This window comes from Mycobacterium sp. E2733 (assembly GCF_001667585.1).
Lineage (GTDB): Bacteria > Actinomycetota > Actinomycetes > Mycobacteriales > Mycobacteriaceae > Mycobacterium.
Genome location: NZ_LZJZ01000042.1, coordinates 46,865 through 61,272, shown reverse-complemented (window position 1 = coordinate 61,272; position 14,408 = coordinate 46,865). Strand labels below are relative to the sequence as shown.

Here is a 14,408-nt window from a genome sequence, read left to right as displayed (position 1 = left end):
TCGACGAACGCGGCCGCTCCTACCTTGCCGGGATGTTGACCGCACTTCGGTCCGACGCCGGCCGGCGCACGGCCGGGATACCGACCCTGCCCCGAAGCGCTCCCTTCGATTCCGGCACCCGGCTGTGGGTCGATGGCCTGCTCGCGGGCCTGTTCTCGCGCAATGATGCACCCCGGCCGGCGCCCGAACCGGCGGCCAAGGAACCGGCGATCGAGCCACCCAAAGCCAGGCCCGCCAAACGGGCACCCGTCGTGGTGCTGTGGGCGTCGCAAACCGGGAACGCCGAAGAGCTCGCCACCGATATCGCCGCCCAACTGGGCACCGCCGACGTGCCGGTCTCGTTGCGCGCCATGAACGATTTCCCCGTGGGTGAACTGGCGACGACTCGGGAGCTGCTGCTGATCACCAGCACCACCGGTGACGGTGAACCCCCGGACAACGGGGCGGGCTTCTGGCGCGCGTTGACAACCGCCGGCGCAACGACATTCAGCGACACCCGCTACGCCGTGCTCGCGCTCGGCGACTCCAACTACGACGACTTCTGCGGCCACGGCCGCAAACTCGACGAGCGTCTGGCCGAGCTGGGGGCGACCCGCATCCTCGACCGGGTCGACTGCGAACCGGATTACGACGACGCCGCGGGCAAGTGGCTTAGCGGTGTTATCCAAGCGCTGTCGCGCAAGCCCACACCGGTGGGTGGGGATGGCGGTGCGGCGGCGAGCACCCCGGCTGCCGCACCAGTTCGACCGGCCAACGTCTCCGGAGCGGTCGGGTACACCAAGAAACGCCCCCTGATCACCGGCATGGTCCGCAACACCGTGTTGAGTCAGCCGAAATCGGCAAAAGACGTGCGGCATTTGGTTTTCAGCATGCCGGAAGAAACCGTGCGCTACGAGGCCGGTGACGCGCTCGGGGTGTGGCCCCGCAACAGCGACCGGTTGGTCGACGAGTGGCTGGCCGTCACCGGACTGGACGGGCAGACGCCCGTCGAGGTCGGCGAGCATGGTCTGATGTCGTTGCGCTCAGCGCTCACCGAGCGCATCGAGATCGCCCACATCAGCCGAGACCTGGTGCGGTTCGTGCAGGAGCGCACCGGCGACCCGTCACTCGCCGAGCTGCTGAAGCCGGAAAACAAGCGCGCACTGTCGGATTGGGCGTGGGGCCGCCAGTCCATCGACCTGTTGGCGCAGCACCCGGTTTGGGCGTCGGCGCACGAGTGGCTCAGGGTGCTCAAACGCCTTCAGCCGCGGCTGTACTCGATCTCGTCGAGCCCCAAAGAGTGCCCCGGGGAGGTCCACCTGACGGTCTCGCCGGTGCGCTACAACTTCCAGGGCATCCCGCGCCGCGGGGTGTGCTCGACGTATCTGGCCGACCGCTCACCCGGTGATCGAGTGGCCGTCTATCTGCAGCAATCGAGCAACTTCCGGCCGCCCAGCGATTCGCACACGCCGATGATCATGATCGGTCCGGGCACGGGAATCGCGCCCTTCCGCGGTTTCCTGCAGGAGCGGCGCGCGCTCGGGCACACCGGACCGAACTGGCTGTTCTTCGGCGAGCAGCACGCCGCCACGGACTACTACTACCGCGACGAACTCGAGAAGATGCGTGATGACGGGTTCCTCACCGAATTGGACCTCGCGTTCTCCCGGGACCAGCAGCACAAGGTCTACGTGCAACACCTGATGCACAACCGCGGGGCCGAGCTGTGGTGCTGGCTGCAGGACGGCGCCCAACTCTACGTTTGCGGTACCGCCGACCCCATGGCCAAGGACGTCGACCGTGCGCTCTGCGAGATCGCGGCCGAACACGGCAACCTCGATCCCGACGCCGCGAAGGAGTACGTCCAGTCGCTGAGCGCCGACAAGCGCTATCACCGCGACGTTTACTAGGGCTCCCGGGCCGCCCGACTCTGTAATACGACGGAAACGTCGCGCGCCTGCCGCTGAAACAACCTCGCTGCACCATTCAGTCATTGGTTGCGTCGAGGAGGGACTAGGCGTGGCTCTGGACTTTGACGGGCCCCTCGAGGACACCGCGCGGGCTGTCTGCCCGTTGCAGTGCCGGCTGCGGCGCGGCGCCGCGGACGACGACCTGCTCGGTGACCGGGTCGATTGGGCCGGTTTGCCGGTCAACTTGGACCTGGCGTTCTCACCGCAGCAACGCGACAAGGTCTACACGCAGCACCTGATGCGCAAGCGCGGCACGCAACTTCGGCGGAGGTTGCAGGACCGGGGCCAGTGGTGCGCCTGCGAAGAAGTCGCGAAAGACGGGCAGGTGTAGCTCCGGCGATCGTCGCGAATTTGTAGGACGTTTCATGTCGACATTAAGTTCAATGAGAGCGTAAAAGCATTACCTGCGAAAGCAATTGCTGCCAGATAGGCTTGCCGCGTGGCCGATCATCCGTCGTCCTACCTGGTGTTGGCGTCCCAGCGAAGCGGCAGCACACTGCTGGTCGAGTCGCTGCGCGCGACCGGCGTCGCCGGCGAACCGCAGGAGTTCTTCCAATACCTGCCGGCCACCAGCCAGGCGCCGCAGCCCCGCGAGTGGTTCGCCGGCGTGGAGGACGAGTCGATCCTGCGGCTGCTTGACCCGCTCGACGCCGGGACGCCGGACCTCGCGCCCCCCGAGATCTGGCGCGACTACATCCGCACGGTCGGCAGGACGCCGAACGGGATATGGGGTGGCAAGCTGATGTGGAATCAGACGCCGCTCCTGCTGAACCGCGCGAAGAATCTGCCGAATCGCAGCGGCGACGGCCTGCTGGCCGCGATCACCGACGTGGTGGGCGAGGAGCCGCTGTTCATCTATGTGCACCGCCCCGACGTCGTTTCGCAGGCGGTGTCGTTCTGGCGGGCGGTGCAGACACGGGTGTGGCGGGGACGGCCCGACCCGGCTCGCGATGCGCGCGCTACCTATCATGCCGGCGCGATCGCACACGTTGTCACCATGCTGCGCGCCCAGAACGAGGGCTGGCGGAATTGGTTCGCCGACGAAAACGTCAAGCCCATGGAGATTCCGTATCCGGTGTTGTGGCGCAACTTGACTCAAGTGGTAGCCGCCATCCTCGAAGGGCTGGGACTCGACCCGCGGCTGGCGCCCGAGCCAGTCCTGGAACGTCAGGCCGACCAGCGCTCCGATGACTGGGTGGACCGGTACCGCGCGGATGCCGAGAAGCTCGGCTTGCCAACCTGACCTGGTACCCCGGGAGTCGTCTGTTCCCGGAGCCGCCTTGGCTTCTTTCGCGGCCCGCTCCCCGGGCGTGAGACGGCCGGGGTTGCTCGGCAAAACCTGAGCTCAACCGGCCAAATTGTCGAATGTCCTATAGTGGGCGTTATGCAACAGGCCACACAGCCGTGCCTTGTCCTTACGTGCCGCACCGCCGTGCACTGCTGTTGTTGTTGTTGATTCTCTGACGCCGCAGAAACCCTCGCGTTTCCCCTTGGTTTGCGGGCGCTCGCACAGGTAGCACCCAGCGGCCGCGTCTGCGTTAGTCAATCTCGAAGAAGGATCAACCCGCCCATGACCATATTGCCCATACGCCTCGCGTCGCCATCGAATTCGACATCACCTGTTACGCCGACAAAGCTTGTAACGACATCGCCTGAGGAAGACAGATGAGCATCGCAGATAACGTCACAGAACTGATCGGGAACACTCCGCTGGTCCGGCTGAACCGGGTCACCGACGGGGCGGCCGCCGATGTCGTCGCCAAGCTGGAGTTCTTCAATCCCGGAAACAGCGTGAAGGACCGCATCGGGGTCGCGATGATCGACGCGGCCGAAAAGGCGGGCCTGATCAAGCCGGACACGATCATCCTCGAACCGACGAGCGGAAACACGGGCATTGCCCTGGCGCTGGTGGCTGCGGCCCGCGGTTATCGCTGCGTGTTGGTGATGCCCGAGACGATGAGCATGGAGCGGCGGATGCTGCTGCGCGCATTGGGCGCCGAGATCGTCCTGACACCGGGCTCGGAGGGCATGCCGGGCGCCATCGCCAAGGCGGAGGAGTTGGCCAAGAGCGACCAACGCTATTGGGTGCCCCAACAGTTCGAGAACCCCGTGAACCGGGAGATTCACCGCAGGACCACCGCCGAAGAGGTGTGGCGCGACACCGACGGCAAGATCGACATCTTCGTGGCCGGCGTGGGCACCGGCGGCACCATCACCGGGGTCGCCGAGGTCATCAAGGAACGCAAGCCGTCGGCGCAGTTCGTCGCCGTGGAGCCGGCGGCGTCCCCGGTGCTCTCGGGGGGACAAAAAGGTCCCCACCCGATCCAGGGCCTGGGCGCCGGATTCGTACCGCCGGTGCTCGACATGGAACTCGTCGACGAGGTCATCACCGTCGGCAACGAAGAGTCCATGGACCTGGCCCGTCGGCTGGCACGCGAGGAGGGCCTGCTGGTCGGCATCTCGTCGGGCGCCGCGGTGGTCGGTGCCCTGCAGGTGGCCCGCCGCCCAGAAAACGCCGGGAAGCTTGTCGTCGTCGTCCTGCCTGATTTCGGCGAGCGATACCTGAGCACCCCGCTGTTCGCCGACCTGGCGGGTTAGCCATGCTCGACGCCGTACGCCGAGACATTCGGGCCGCCAGGGAGCGCGATCCCGCTGCCCCGACGACGCTTCAGGTGATCTTCGCCTACCCGGGCGTGCATGCCATCTGGGGCCACCGGATCAGCCACTGGCTGTGGAACCGCGGCGCCCGGCTGGCCGCACGGATACTCAACGAGGTCACCCGCATCCTGACCGGAGTCGACATCCACCCCGGCGCCGTCCTCGGTGCGGGCCTCTTCATCGACCACGCCACCGGGGTCGTGATCGGCGAGACGGCGGAAGTCGGCGAGGACGTGACGATCTATCACGGCGTCACGCTCGGCGGCAGCGGACGGGATACCGGCAAACGCCACCCGACCATCGGTGACCGGGTGACCATCGGCGCCGGCGCCAAGGTGCTCGGAGCGATCAAGATCGGCGATGACAGCCGGATCGGCGCCAACGCCGTCGTAGTCAAAGAGGTGCCGTCCTGCGCCGTGGTCATCGGGGTTCCCGGTCAGGTCATCAGTCGCCACGGTCGAAACAGCCCGGACGACTCGATGATGCCCGACCTCGTGGGCGTCAGCCTCCAGTCCCTCCTGACCCGGGTCGCCAAGCTCGAGGCGTCCAACGACGGGCAACAATCCGGAAGTGTCATCCGGCCACCCGAAGCCGGGGTGTGGCACGGCGAAGATTTTTCTATCTGAGGACCAATTGAGCACTCTTGTCATCGCGGGGACGGCGCTGATCGCCGCGCTGGGCGCTGCCACTGCGGCAGGCGCGATGATCAATCGACGGTCCGGGGTACTTCGCGAGACGAGTCTCGGGCCCACGCAGGACGGGGCAGATCTCGGGCTGTCCGAGGCGGGTCCGACCGTCGTCCATTTCACCGCGGCATGGTGTGGTCCATGCGCTTCGGTGCGCCGCGTGGTTCAGCAAGTGTGCAGCGATCTCCCCGACGTGACCCATCTCGAGATCGATATTGACACCAATCCTGCAGCAGCCAAGCAGCTTTCGGTGTTGTCGCTGCCAACTACCTTCATCTTCGACGCCGACGGCCGGCAGCGGTACCGTAGCGCGGGCGTCCCGAAGGCGGCTGACCTGCGGCAGGCGTTGCAGCCTCTGCTGGCTTGACCCGCGGTGCCGGCGCTTCGGATGCCGTTCAAGATGCGGTCACCGCGATCGACGCTACGGTTGCCGTAAGGGACCACGTCAGGGACGGAGAACTGCGATGAGCGACCCCCACGCGCCGAAGATCCCGGCGGCGCTGTCATCGCCGAGCCTGAACCGTGGGGTCGGCTTCACGCACGAGCAGCGGCGACAGTTGGGCCTGACCGGCCGGCTCCCGTCGGCGGTGCTCACGCTCGACGAACAGGCCGACCGGGTGTGGCATCAATTGCAAAGCCTGGCAACGGATCTGGGCCGCAACCTGCTGTTGGAGCAGCTGCATTACCGCCACGAACTGCTCTACTACAAGGTGCTGGAAGACCATCTTCCGGAATTGATGCCGGTGGTCTACACGCCCACCGTCGGCGAGGCCATTCAACGGTTCTCCGACGAATACCGCGGACAGCGCGGGCTTTTCCTGAGCATCGACGAGCCGGACGAGATCGAGCCCGCCTTCGCAACTTTCGGGCTGGAACCGGAAGACGTGGACCTGATCGTGTGTACCGACGCCGAAGCGATCCTGGGCATCGGCGACTGGGGCGTGGGCGGCATCCAGATCGCGGTGGGCAAGTTGGCGCTGTATACCGCTGGGGCCGGCATCGATCCCCGTCGCTGCATCGCGGTCTCCCTCGACGTGGGCACCAATAACGAACAGCTGCTTCAGGATCCGTTCTACTTGGGCAATCGTCACGCCCGGCGCCGCGGCGACGAATACGACGACTTCGTCAATCGCTACATCGAAACCGCTCACCGGCTGTTCCCGAAAGCGATCCTGCATTTCGAAGACTTCGGGCCCCTGAACGCACGGCGGATCCTGCACACATACGGCGACAAGTACTGCGTGTTCAACGACGACGTCCAGGGAACCGGCGCGGTGGTCGTCGCGGCCGTGTACGGCGGATGCCACGTCACCGGTGTGCCGCTGCGCGATCAGCGCGTGGTCGTCTTCGGGGCAGGCACCGCGGGAATCGGGGTGGCCGACCAGATTCGTGACGCGATGGTCTCCGACGGCGCCTCCATCGAGCAGGCCGCGGCGCGGATCTGGCCGATCGACAAGCAGGGCCTGCTATTCGACGACATGGAGGACCTGCGCGATTTCCAGGTTCCCTACGCGAAGAACCGCGCGCAGCTGGGCGTGGGAGCGGGAGATCGGGTGGGATTGGTGGACACCATCAAGCTCGCCTCCCCGACCATCCTGCTCGGCTCCTCGGCCGTGTTCGGCGCCTTCACCGAGAAGGTCGTGCAGGCCATGACCGCGTCATGTGAGCGCCCGATGATCTTCCCGCTGTCCAACCCGACGTCGCGCATGGAAGCCATGCCGGCCGACGTGCTGCAGTGGTCCGACGGCAAGGCGCTGATCACCACCGGCACCCCCGTCGCACCGATCGAATACGACGGCACCACCTTCACCATCGGGCAGGCCAACAACGTGCTGGTGTTCCCCGGAATCGGGCTGGGCATCATCGTCGCCGGCGCCAGGCTGCTGACCAAGGGAATGCTGCAGGAGGCGGCGAAAGCCATTGTTGCGCAGGCCAGCCCGTCAACGGTCGGGGATTCGTTACTACCTGATGTCAGGGCGTTGCGCGCCATCTCGACGGCGGTTGCCGAGGCCGTGTATCACGCCGCCGTCGCCGACGGCGTGGCCACCAGGATGCATGCCGACCCGCGGCAGGCCGTGCTCGGCACCGTCTGGGCCCCGGCATACGACTAGCGCTTTCCGGACGGTTCCGCCGCCGGATCGTTCGGGTGCGGCGCCAGCGGCGCCACCCGGTGCCTAGGGGCCGCCACCCTTGTGACCGGGCGACCACGTCGACGGCGGCCAGAGCGCCGGACACTGAGTTTCAACCTTGCTCCCCCGCCTGGACTCGAACCAGGAACCTATCGGTTAACAGCCGAACGCTCTGCCAATTGAGCTACGGGGGATCAACACGATCGCGGGACGACTCTAGCGTACTGGCATAACCGCACCCAACTGGACAGGACCGGCCTCGTCTCACCCCGGGGATCGGATCGGGCGCGCACGCACCGGGGTGAGTGAGGCAGGATGGGAACGGTCGATAGTCGGGAGGAACGCTTTGATCCGGTATGTCGTGGTGCTGGGACTGGGTTACGTGCTGGGCGCGAAGGCCGGGCGTCGCCGATACGAACAAATCGTCGGCACCTATCGCGCGCTGACCAGCAGCCCCGCCGCGAAGTCGGTGATCCAGGGGGGACGCCGCAAGATCGCGAATCGGATCTCCCCCGACACCGGCTTCGTGACCGTTGCCGAGATCGATGACCAAACGGCCATCTTGGAGCGCGGTGCCGAGCGACCGGCCGACGAGGCCCTTACATCGTCAGATCGTCGCCGCTAGCCTGCTCCAGCAGGCTGCGCCGGTAGGCCTCCATGGCCACCAGGTCACCGAACAACGCGTGGTACTCGTCACCCTGTTCGATCGGCGACATGCGCTGCAGTTTGGACTTCACCTCGGCGATCTGCCGGCCCATCCACACCTCCTGCAGCCGGGCCAGGACCCCGGCGATGTACCGCACCAGCTTCTCGTCGTCATCGACCTGGATGGCCTCCACGCCGAGCTCGCTGACCAGCCCCGCGGTGAGGTCCGAGGCGGCCCGCTGACGGACCGCGTCGATCCACTGCGCCCCGGTGATGCCGCTCGACGTGCCGCCCGCGGCCTCGATGGCCGCGCGCACGGCGGCGTAACCGGGGTGGGTGAAGCTTTCGACGGGCAACGTGTCGAATATCGGCCCGGCCAGCGCCGGATACTGCAACGCCGACTTGAGCGCCGCGCGCTGCGGCCTGAGCGTCGGGTCGCGTGGGTCCGGAGGTGTGGCGGCGGGGTGGCCCGCGGCCGCCGCCCGGGGCTGCTGCGCGGCGCGGCGGGGGGCATTCTGGCCGGAACCGCCCCGCGCCGGTGCCGACGACTTCTTGGCCTGGCTGCGCACCCGGTCGATGACCTGCGCCACGTCGTCCCAGCCGACCCAACCGGCGAGCTGGCGGGCGTACTCGTCACGCAGCGTGGGGTCTTTGATCTGACTCACCATCGGCACGCAGCGGCGCAGCGCCGCGACCCTGCCCTCGGCGCTGTCCAGGTCCATCTCGGCGATAGCGGTGCGTATCGCGAATTCGAACAATGGGGTGCGCCGGGCCACCAGGTCGCGCAGCGCGCCGTCGCCCGACTTCAACCGCAGATCGCAGGGATCCATGCCGTCCGGGGCCACCGCGACGAAGGACTGCCCCGCCAGATTCTGCTCGCCGCCGAAGGCCTTGAGGGCGGCGGCGCGGCCGGCCGCATCACCGTCAAAGACGTAGATCAGCTCGCCGCGGAAGAAGCTGTCGTCCATCATCAGTCGGCGCAGCATCGACAGATGTTCGTCGCCGAATGCGGTGCCGCACGACGCCACGGCGGTGGTGACCCCGGCCAGATGCATCGCCATCACGTCGGTGTAGCCCTCGACGACGACCGCCTGGTGCCCCCTGGCGATGTCGCGTTTGGCCAGATCGATGCCGAACATCACCGACGACTTCTTGTACAGCAGCGTCTCGGGAGTGTTGATGTACTTGGCTTCCATCGGATCGTCGTCGAAGAGGCGGCGGGCGCCGAACCCGATCACCTCGCCGGCCGCGGTGCGGATGGGCCACAACAGCCGGCGGTGGAAGCGATCCATCGGGCCGCGCCTCCCCTGTCGCGACAGGCCGGCCGCTTCCAGCTCCTTGAACTCGAAACCTCTGCGCACCAGATGTTTTGTCAGTGAATCCCACCCGGATGGGGCGAATCCGCAGCCGAACCGGCGGGCCGCCTCGGCGTCGAAATTCCGTTCCGTCAGGTACTGGCGGGCCGGTGCCGCCTCGTCGGATTCCAGCGCCGCCGCGTAGAACTCCGCCGCGGCCGCGTTGGCCGCGACGAGCCGGCTGCGGCTGCCGCGGTCGCGTTGCACGCTGGTCGCCGGACCGGTGTAGCTGATGGTGTGGCCGATCCGGTCGGCGAGCAGCTCGACGGCCTCGACAAAGGTGACGTGTTCGATCTTCTGGATGAAGGCGTAGACGTCGCCGCCCTCCCCGCAGCCGAAGCAGTGGAAGTGGCCGTGGTTCGGGCGGACGTGGAACGACGGCGACTTCTCGTCGTGAAACGGGCACAGGCCCTTGAGGGAATCGGCTCCCGCGCGCCGCAATTGGACGTAGTCGCCGACAACTTCGTCGATGCGAACCCGCTCGCGGATGGCGGCGATATCGCGATCGGGAATGCGGCCCCGGCCCCTGGGCCGGGCGTCATCCTCTCCCGCGCGCGGGTGGTGCCCCCACGAACCTGCCGGGCTGGACATCGGCTCAGTCTAGAGCCCGGAGCCGGCCGGCTAGCCGGTTCCGATGACGCCGCATGCCACCCGTTCCATCGCGTTGTCGGCGCCTTCGGCGCCGTGCAGCATCAACGCTTTGCCCTCGCCACCCAGCAGGACGTCCCGGTTGAACGCGTCGGTGGTGGTCACCAGGTAGGCCGAGCCGTCCGAACGCACCTCCAGCGACGTCAGGTCGCCGCTTTCCGGCTTGCCCGTGTGTCCGGGCGCCTGGTAGTGGCCGCCGGCGGACAGGAAGTTGCCGGGCGGACCGCCGGTCGGGGCGACGGAGTTGGGCTCGCACTTGCCGATCTGGTGGACGTGCAGGCCGTGGAAGCCCGGCGACAGGATGCCGCCGGCCACCGTCTTGACGGTGACGGTCACGTACCCGCCGGTGAAGTCGAACGTCGCCGTGGCAACCGACCGCCCGTCGGGCGTCTTCAGTTGCGCGGTGAGCGATTCGCCGTTGGGCGCCGGCGTCGTCGTCTCACCCGACGATGCCGGCGGGGCGCTCTTGACCGGAGGGGTGGTGCCGGACTGGGTGCTCGCATGTTGGGGTGAGCTGCAGGCGGTCATGGCGACGACGGGAAGCCCCACCGCGAGGGTGGCGATACCGCTGAATTTGGTCATGCCGGGCAGCCTAGTCCGCGACGACGACGGCGCTGCCGAGGGATGACCCGCGGTTAACCGGTGGCCTGGCGCGCGTCGATACGCTCCAGCCGACCCTCGGTATATGAGGCGATCTGATCGACGATGACCCGTAGCCGGGCGCGGTCGTCGGCCGCGGTGGTGAACGCCGCGGCGAAGACCGGGTCGAGTGTTCGGGGTGCCCCGGAGTACAGCCACCGGGCCACCCGGTGGATCCGTTCGCGCTGCAGGGCCTGGCTGCCCAGATGCCTCGGATCGGACATGATGAATTGCAGCGCCAAGATTTTCAGCAGCGCGACCTCGGCGCGCACGAGGTCCGGTACCAGCAGGTCGGCCCGGTACCGCACCAGCGGGCCGGGACCGGCCGCGGCGCGAGTGGTGGCAATGGCGGCCGAGGCGAATCTGCCGACCAATTCACTGGTGAGTCGCTTGAGCGCCACCGCCGCGGCCAGCGTGGCGTCGTACTTACCGACCGCGGCGACCACCGGCAGCCCTGAGAGCCGCCGGGCGGCCGCCATGACGTCGTCCGCGCTCACCCGGGAGAATTCGCTCTCGCCCAGTTTGGCCAGGGCGGCCGCCTCGTCGTCGTCGGCGAGCACGCGCAGGTCGATGCGCTGGGAGACGACGCCGTCCTCGATGTCGTGCACCGAATAGGCGATATCGTCCGCCCAGTCCATCACCTGCGCTTCCAGGCACATCCGGCCCTCCGGCGCGCGGGCCCGAAGCCAGGCCGCCGGCTCGCGGTCCTCGTCGTAGAACCCGAACTTGCGCTTTCCATTACCCCGCGGCCACGGATACTTGGTGACCGCGTCCAGGGAGGCGCGGGTCAGGTTTAACCCCGCGCTATTGCCTTGCTCGTCAAGCACTTTGGGCTCGAGGCTGGTCAGGATGCGAAAGTTCTGCGCATTGCCCTCGAAACCGCCGTAGTCGGCGGCGAACTCATCCAGGGCGCGCTCGCCGTTGTGGCCGTAGGGCGGGTGTCCGATGTCGTGGGCCAGGCCGGCCAGCTCGACCAGGTCGAGGTCGCAGCCCAGGCCGACCGCCATCCCCCGCCCGATCTGGGCGACCTCCAGCGAGTGGGTCAGCCGGGTGCGCGGCGTGTCGCCTTCGCGAGGCCCGACGACCTGGGTCTTGTCGGCCAGCCGGCGCAACGCGGCGCTGTGCAGCACGCGAGCCCGGTCCCGGGCGAAGTCGGTGCGGTGCTGACCTTCCGTACCCGGCAGACCGGCAGTCTTCGGCGCTTCGCGTACCCGCCGTTGACGGTCGAAGTCCTCGTAAGGGTCTTGCCGATTCGTGGTCACCGCAGCACAGTCTGCCAGGGAATGCGGGGCGACGGACCGCTCCGCCGCACGGCTGTTTGCCCGCGTCGTCACCGGGCTAAATTGGCGTCATGCGCTCTGCTCGCCTGTTAGGTGTGATCGCGACGATCCTCGCAATCGGTTTCGGCGGCGGGCTGCTCGTGGCACCAATGGCCGGCGCGCAACCCCCGTTCCGGCTGGCGGATTACGTCACCGACAACGCGGGCGCCCTGTCGGACTCCGGCCGTGCGGCGGTCACGTCGGCGGTGCGCAAGCTCTACACGGATCGGCACATCCGGCTTTGGGTGGTCTACGTCGACGACTTTTCCGACCAGAGCCCGGTTAACTGGGCAGAGCGCACGGTGCGTACCAGCGATCTGGGCGACTATGACGCCCTGCTGGCCGTCGCCACCCGCAGCCGTGCCTACGCCTTCCTGGTGCCGTCCACCGTCAAGAGCGTCAACGCGCGTCAGGTCGATGACTTGCGGCACAACAAGATCGAGCCCGCCTTGCACAACGGCGACTGGAGCGGCGCCGCGGTCGCGGCGGCCAACGGGCTCAATTCCTCGCCGGGTTCGTCGGGGCGGGTGGCCCTGCTGGTCACGCTGGCAATCATTCTCGTGGCGGTGACGGCCTTGCTGCTGATCATGCGCTATCGCGCTCGGCGGCGGCGCGCGGCCGAATTGGCCGCGGCCCGACGGGTCGACCCCACCGACTCCCAAGCGCTGGCCGCCGTGCCGCTGCAGGCCCTCGACGACCTGTCGCGCGCGCTGGTTGTGGATGTCGACAATGCCGTGCGAACCAGCTCCAACGAAGTCGACCTGGCGGTCGCCGAGTTCGGTGAAGAGCGGACTGAGCCCTTCACCCGGGCCGTGGCCAACGCCAAAGCCGCTCTGTCCCAAGCGTTCACGGTGCGACAGCAGCTGGACGACAGTACACCGGAGACGCCCGAGCAGCGCCGCGAGCTGCTCACCCGGGTGGTCGTGTCGGCGGCGCGCGCCGACCGCGAGCTGGAGTCGCAGACCGACGCGTTCGAGAACCTGCGCGATCTGGTGATCAATGCCCCGTCGCGGCTCGACGCGCTGACCCAGCGGTACGTCGAGCTCACCAGCCGGATAGCGCCGTCAGAGCAGCGCCTAGCCGAGCTGCACGACCAATTCGACGCTGGCGCACTGACTTCCGTGTCCGGCAACGTCTCGGCCGCCAAGGAGCGGCTGGCGTTCGCCGACCGCAACATTGGCACCGCCCGGGGTTTGGCCGCCGAAGCCGTCAGCGGCCGGCAGGCGGGCTTGGTGGATGCGGTGCGTGCCGCCGAGTCCGCGCTCGGGCAGGCGCGTGCGCTCCTCGACTCGGTGGACAACGCGGCCACCGACATCCAGCACGCCATCGACCGGCTGCCGTCGGCCGTGGCCGACATCCAGGCGGACATCAAACGCGCGGGCGAGCTGCTGCAGAAAGCCCAGACAACCGCTCACACCGGCGATCTGCTCGCGGCGCGCGATGCGGCCGCTCGGGCCGTCGACGGCGCGCGCGCCGCCGGCTCCACCGACCCGCTCGGCGTGTTCGCCCAGTTGGCCAGGGCGGATGCCGATCTCAACGGGCTGCTGGTCACCCTGGCGCAGGAGCAGGCCAACGCCGAGCAGCTCAACCGATCATTGGAGCAGGCGCTGTTCACCGCCGAGTCCCGGGTGCGAGCGGTCTCCGACTACATCGACACGCGTCGCGGCAGCATCGGCCCAGAGGCCCGCACCCGGCTCGCCGAAGCCACCCGGCATCTGCAAGCCGCGCGGGACAAGAGGGCTACGAACCCGACCGAGGCGATCTCCCACGCCAATGCTGCGTCGACGCTGGCCGCCCAGGCGCAGGCGTTGGCCAACGCCGATGTGCAATCCATTCAGCGCGCCTACACGCGCCGCGGGGGCAGCGACATGGGCGCGATGCTGGGCGGCATCATCATCGGCAACCTGCTGGGCGGGGGCATGAGGGGCGGCTTCGGCGGCTGGAGTCCCACATCATTCGGCGGCTCGTCGGGGGGCGGCTCCGGCGGCGGCTTCATGGGCGGCGGCGGTCGATTCTGAGCCGCTCGCGCTAGACCCCGGCGGTCAACCGGCGGCCGGTGAGTGCGGAATCACGCCTCCGCTGCGCGGCATCTCGAAGTGGGGTTCGGCTTCGCCTTCCCACCGCTTCCACTCGGTCCATTCTTTGGTGTCCGCGACCGCGGTAGGGGCGGGGGCCTCGGCCGCCACGTCGCCGGGATCGGCGCTCACTTCCGGCTTCGGGGCCCAATGGTCGTAGTCATCCGGCGGCACGACAACGCCCCACACGAGCGGAACCGAAAGACCACCGAGCATCCCCGACTCACCCCGAACCGCCGATACCGAGTCATCGGGTAACGGCGGACCAAGAGGCAAAAGCATGTTGCCCCCTTCCACAGCCGATT

The 14,408-nt window shown here is 67.9% G+C and carries 13 protein-coding genes and 1 tRNA gene; 9 read left to right on the top strand and 5 right to left on the bottom strand.

Annotation, left to right across the window (positions count from 1 at the left end; all coding sequences use genetic code 11):
- The 7 genes from A5678_RS09625 to A5678_RS09595 form a co-directional block, all read left to right on the top strand.
- Positions 1 to 1,889: sulfite reductase flavoprotein subunit alpha (locus A5678_RS09625; protein ID WP_197502086.1), on the top strand; the 1,889-nt coding region annotated here is incomplete at its 5' end.
- A gap of 109 nt (positions 1,890 to 1,998) precedes the next feature.
- On the top strand, positions 1,999 to 2,280 hold the full coding sequence (locus A5678_RS09620) for a hypothetical protein (RefSeq protein ID WP_156746832.1): 282 nt from the start codon (positions 1,999 to 2,001) through the stop codon (positions 2,278 to 2,280).
- Between the two features lie 108 nt (positions 2,281 to 2,388).
- Positions 2,389 to 3,192 (top strand): Stf0 family sulfotransferase, encoded by an 804-nt coding sequence (locus A5678_RS09615; protein WP_068041282.1) that lies wholly within the window; start codon positions 2,389 to 2,391, stop codon positions 3,190 to 3,192.
- A 422-nt stretch (positions 3,193 to 3,614) separates the two neighbouring features.
- Complete coding sequence (gene cysK, locus A5678_RS09610; RefSeq protein WP_068041279.1) at positions 3,615 to 4,547, top strand: cysteine synthase A; 933 nt, start codon at positions 3,615 to 3,617, stop codon at positions 4,545 to 4,547.
- Between the two features lie 2 nt (positions 4,548 to 4,549).
- Positions 4,550 to 5,233, top strand: a complete 684-nt coding sequence (gene cysE, locus A5678_RS09605) for a serine O-acetyltransferase (RefSeq protein WP_068041277.1) — start codon at positions 4,550 to 4,552, stop codon at positions 5,231 to 5,233.
- A 7-nt stretch (positions 5,234 to 5,240) separates the two neighbouring features.
- Complete coding sequence (locus A5678_RS09600; protein WP_068041274.1) at positions 5,241 to 5,660, top strand: thioredoxin family protein; 420 nt, start codon at positions 5,241 to 5,243, stop codon at positions 5,658 to 5,660.
- Between the two features lie 97 nt (positions 5,661 to 5,757).
- The gene (locus tag A5678_RS09595) at positions 5,758 to 7,404 is read left to right on the top strand and encodes an NAD-dependent malic enzyme (RefSeq protein WP_068041271.1); all 1,647 of its coding nucleotides are present in this window, start codon (positions 5,758 to 5,760) and stop codon (positions 7,402 to 7,404) included.
- Between the two features lie 139 nt (positions 7,405 to 7,543).
- Here the strand turns inward: A5678_RS09595 and A5678_RS09590 are convergent.
- Positions 7,544 to 7,616: transfer RNA gene (locus A5678_RS09590), tRNA-Asn, on the bottom strand.
- 152 nt (positions 7,617 to 7,768) lie between these two features.
- On the opposite strand from A5678_RS09590, the gene A5678_RS09585 reads away from it, so the two are divergent.
- Complete coding sequence (locus tag A5678_RS09585; RefSeq protein WP_068041267.1) at positions 7,769 to 8,047, top strand: hypothetical protein; 279 nt, start codon at positions 7,769 to 7,771, stop codon at positions 8,045 to 8,047.
- On the opposite strand, the gene dnaG is transcribed toward A5678_RS09585, so the two are convergent.
- The 3 genes from dnaG to A5678_RS09570 are packed head-to-tail and all read right to left on the bottom strand — an operon-like array spanning position 8,022 to position 11,971.
- Positions 8,022 to 10,013 (bottom strand): DNA primase, encoded by a 1,992-nt coding sequence (dnaG, locus tag A5678_RS09580; RefSeq protein WP_068041264.1) that lies wholly within the window; start codon positions 10,011 to 10,013, stop codon positions 8,022 to 8,024. The genes A5678_RS09585 and dnaG overlap by 26 nt on opposite strands.
- 30 nt (positions 10,014 to 10,043) lie before the next feature.
- Positions 10,044 to 10,652 (bottom strand): superoxide dismutase family protein, encoded by a 609-nt coding sequence (locus A5678_RS09575; protein ID WP_082945469.1) that lies wholly within the window; start codon positions 10,650 to 10,652, stop codon positions 10,044 to 10,046.
- A 53-nt stretch (positions 10,653 to 10,705) separates the two neighbouring features.
- Positions 10,706 to 11,971 carry a deoxyguanosinetriphosphate triphosphohydrolase gene (locus A5678_RS09570; RefSeq protein WP_068041263.1) on the bottom strand — a complete coding sequence of 422 codons (1,266 nt, stop codon included), beginning with the start codon at positions 11,969 to 11,971 and terminating at the stop codon, positions 10,706 to 10,708.
- An 89-nt stretch (positions 11,972 to 12,060) separates the two neighbouring features.
- Between A5678_RS09570 and A5678_RS09565 the strand changes: the two genes are divergently transcribed.
- Positions 12,061 to 14,046: a YgcG family protein gene (locus A5678_RS09565; protein ID WP_068041261.1), complete on the top strand. Its 1,986-nt coding sequence runs from the start codon at positions 12,061 to 12,063 to the stop codon at positions 14,044 to 14,046.
- Between the two features lie 24 nt (positions 14,047 to 14,070).
- Here the strand turns inward: A5678_RS09565 and A5678_RS09560 are convergent, their stop codons facing one another.
- Positions 14,071 to 14,319: a hypothetical protein gene (locus A5678_RS09560; RefSeq protein ID WP_068041258.1), complete on the bottom strand. Its 249-nt coding sequence runs from the start codon at positions 14,317 to 14,319 to the stop codon at positions 14,071 to 14,073.
- Positions 14,320 to 14,408 lie beyond the last annotated feature (89 nt).

Bases quoted from the DNA above. Each gene is read 5' to 3' on its own strand.
- cysE (WP_068041277.1), top strand. From the start codon at position 4,550: ATGCTCGACGCCGTACGCCGAGACATTCGGGCCGCCAGGGAGCGCGAT.
- A5678_RS09575 (WP_082945469.1), bottom strand. From the start codon at position 10,652: ATGACCAAATTCAGCGGTATCGCCACCCTCGCGGTGGGGCTTCCCGTC.
- A5678_RS09565 (WP_068041261.1), top strand. From the start codon at position 12,061: ATGCGCTCTGCTCGCCTGTTAGGTGTGATCGCGACGATCCTCGCAATC.
- dnaG (WP_068041264.1), bottom strand. From the start codon at position 10,013: ATGTCCAGCCCGGCAGGTTCGTGGGGGCACCACCCGCGCGCGGGAGAG.
- cysK (WP_068041279.1), top strand. From the start codon at position 3,615: ATGAGCATCGCAGATAACGTCACAGAACTGATCGGGAACACTCCGCTG.
- A5678_RS09595 (WP_068041271.1), top strand. From the start codon at position 5,758: ATGAGCGACCCCCACGCGCCGAAGATCCCGGCGGCGCTGTCATCGCCG.
- A5678_RS09560 (WP_068041258.1), bottom strand. From the start codon at position 14,319: ATGCTCGGTGGTCTTTCGGTTCCGCTCGTGTGGGGCGTTGTCGTGCCG.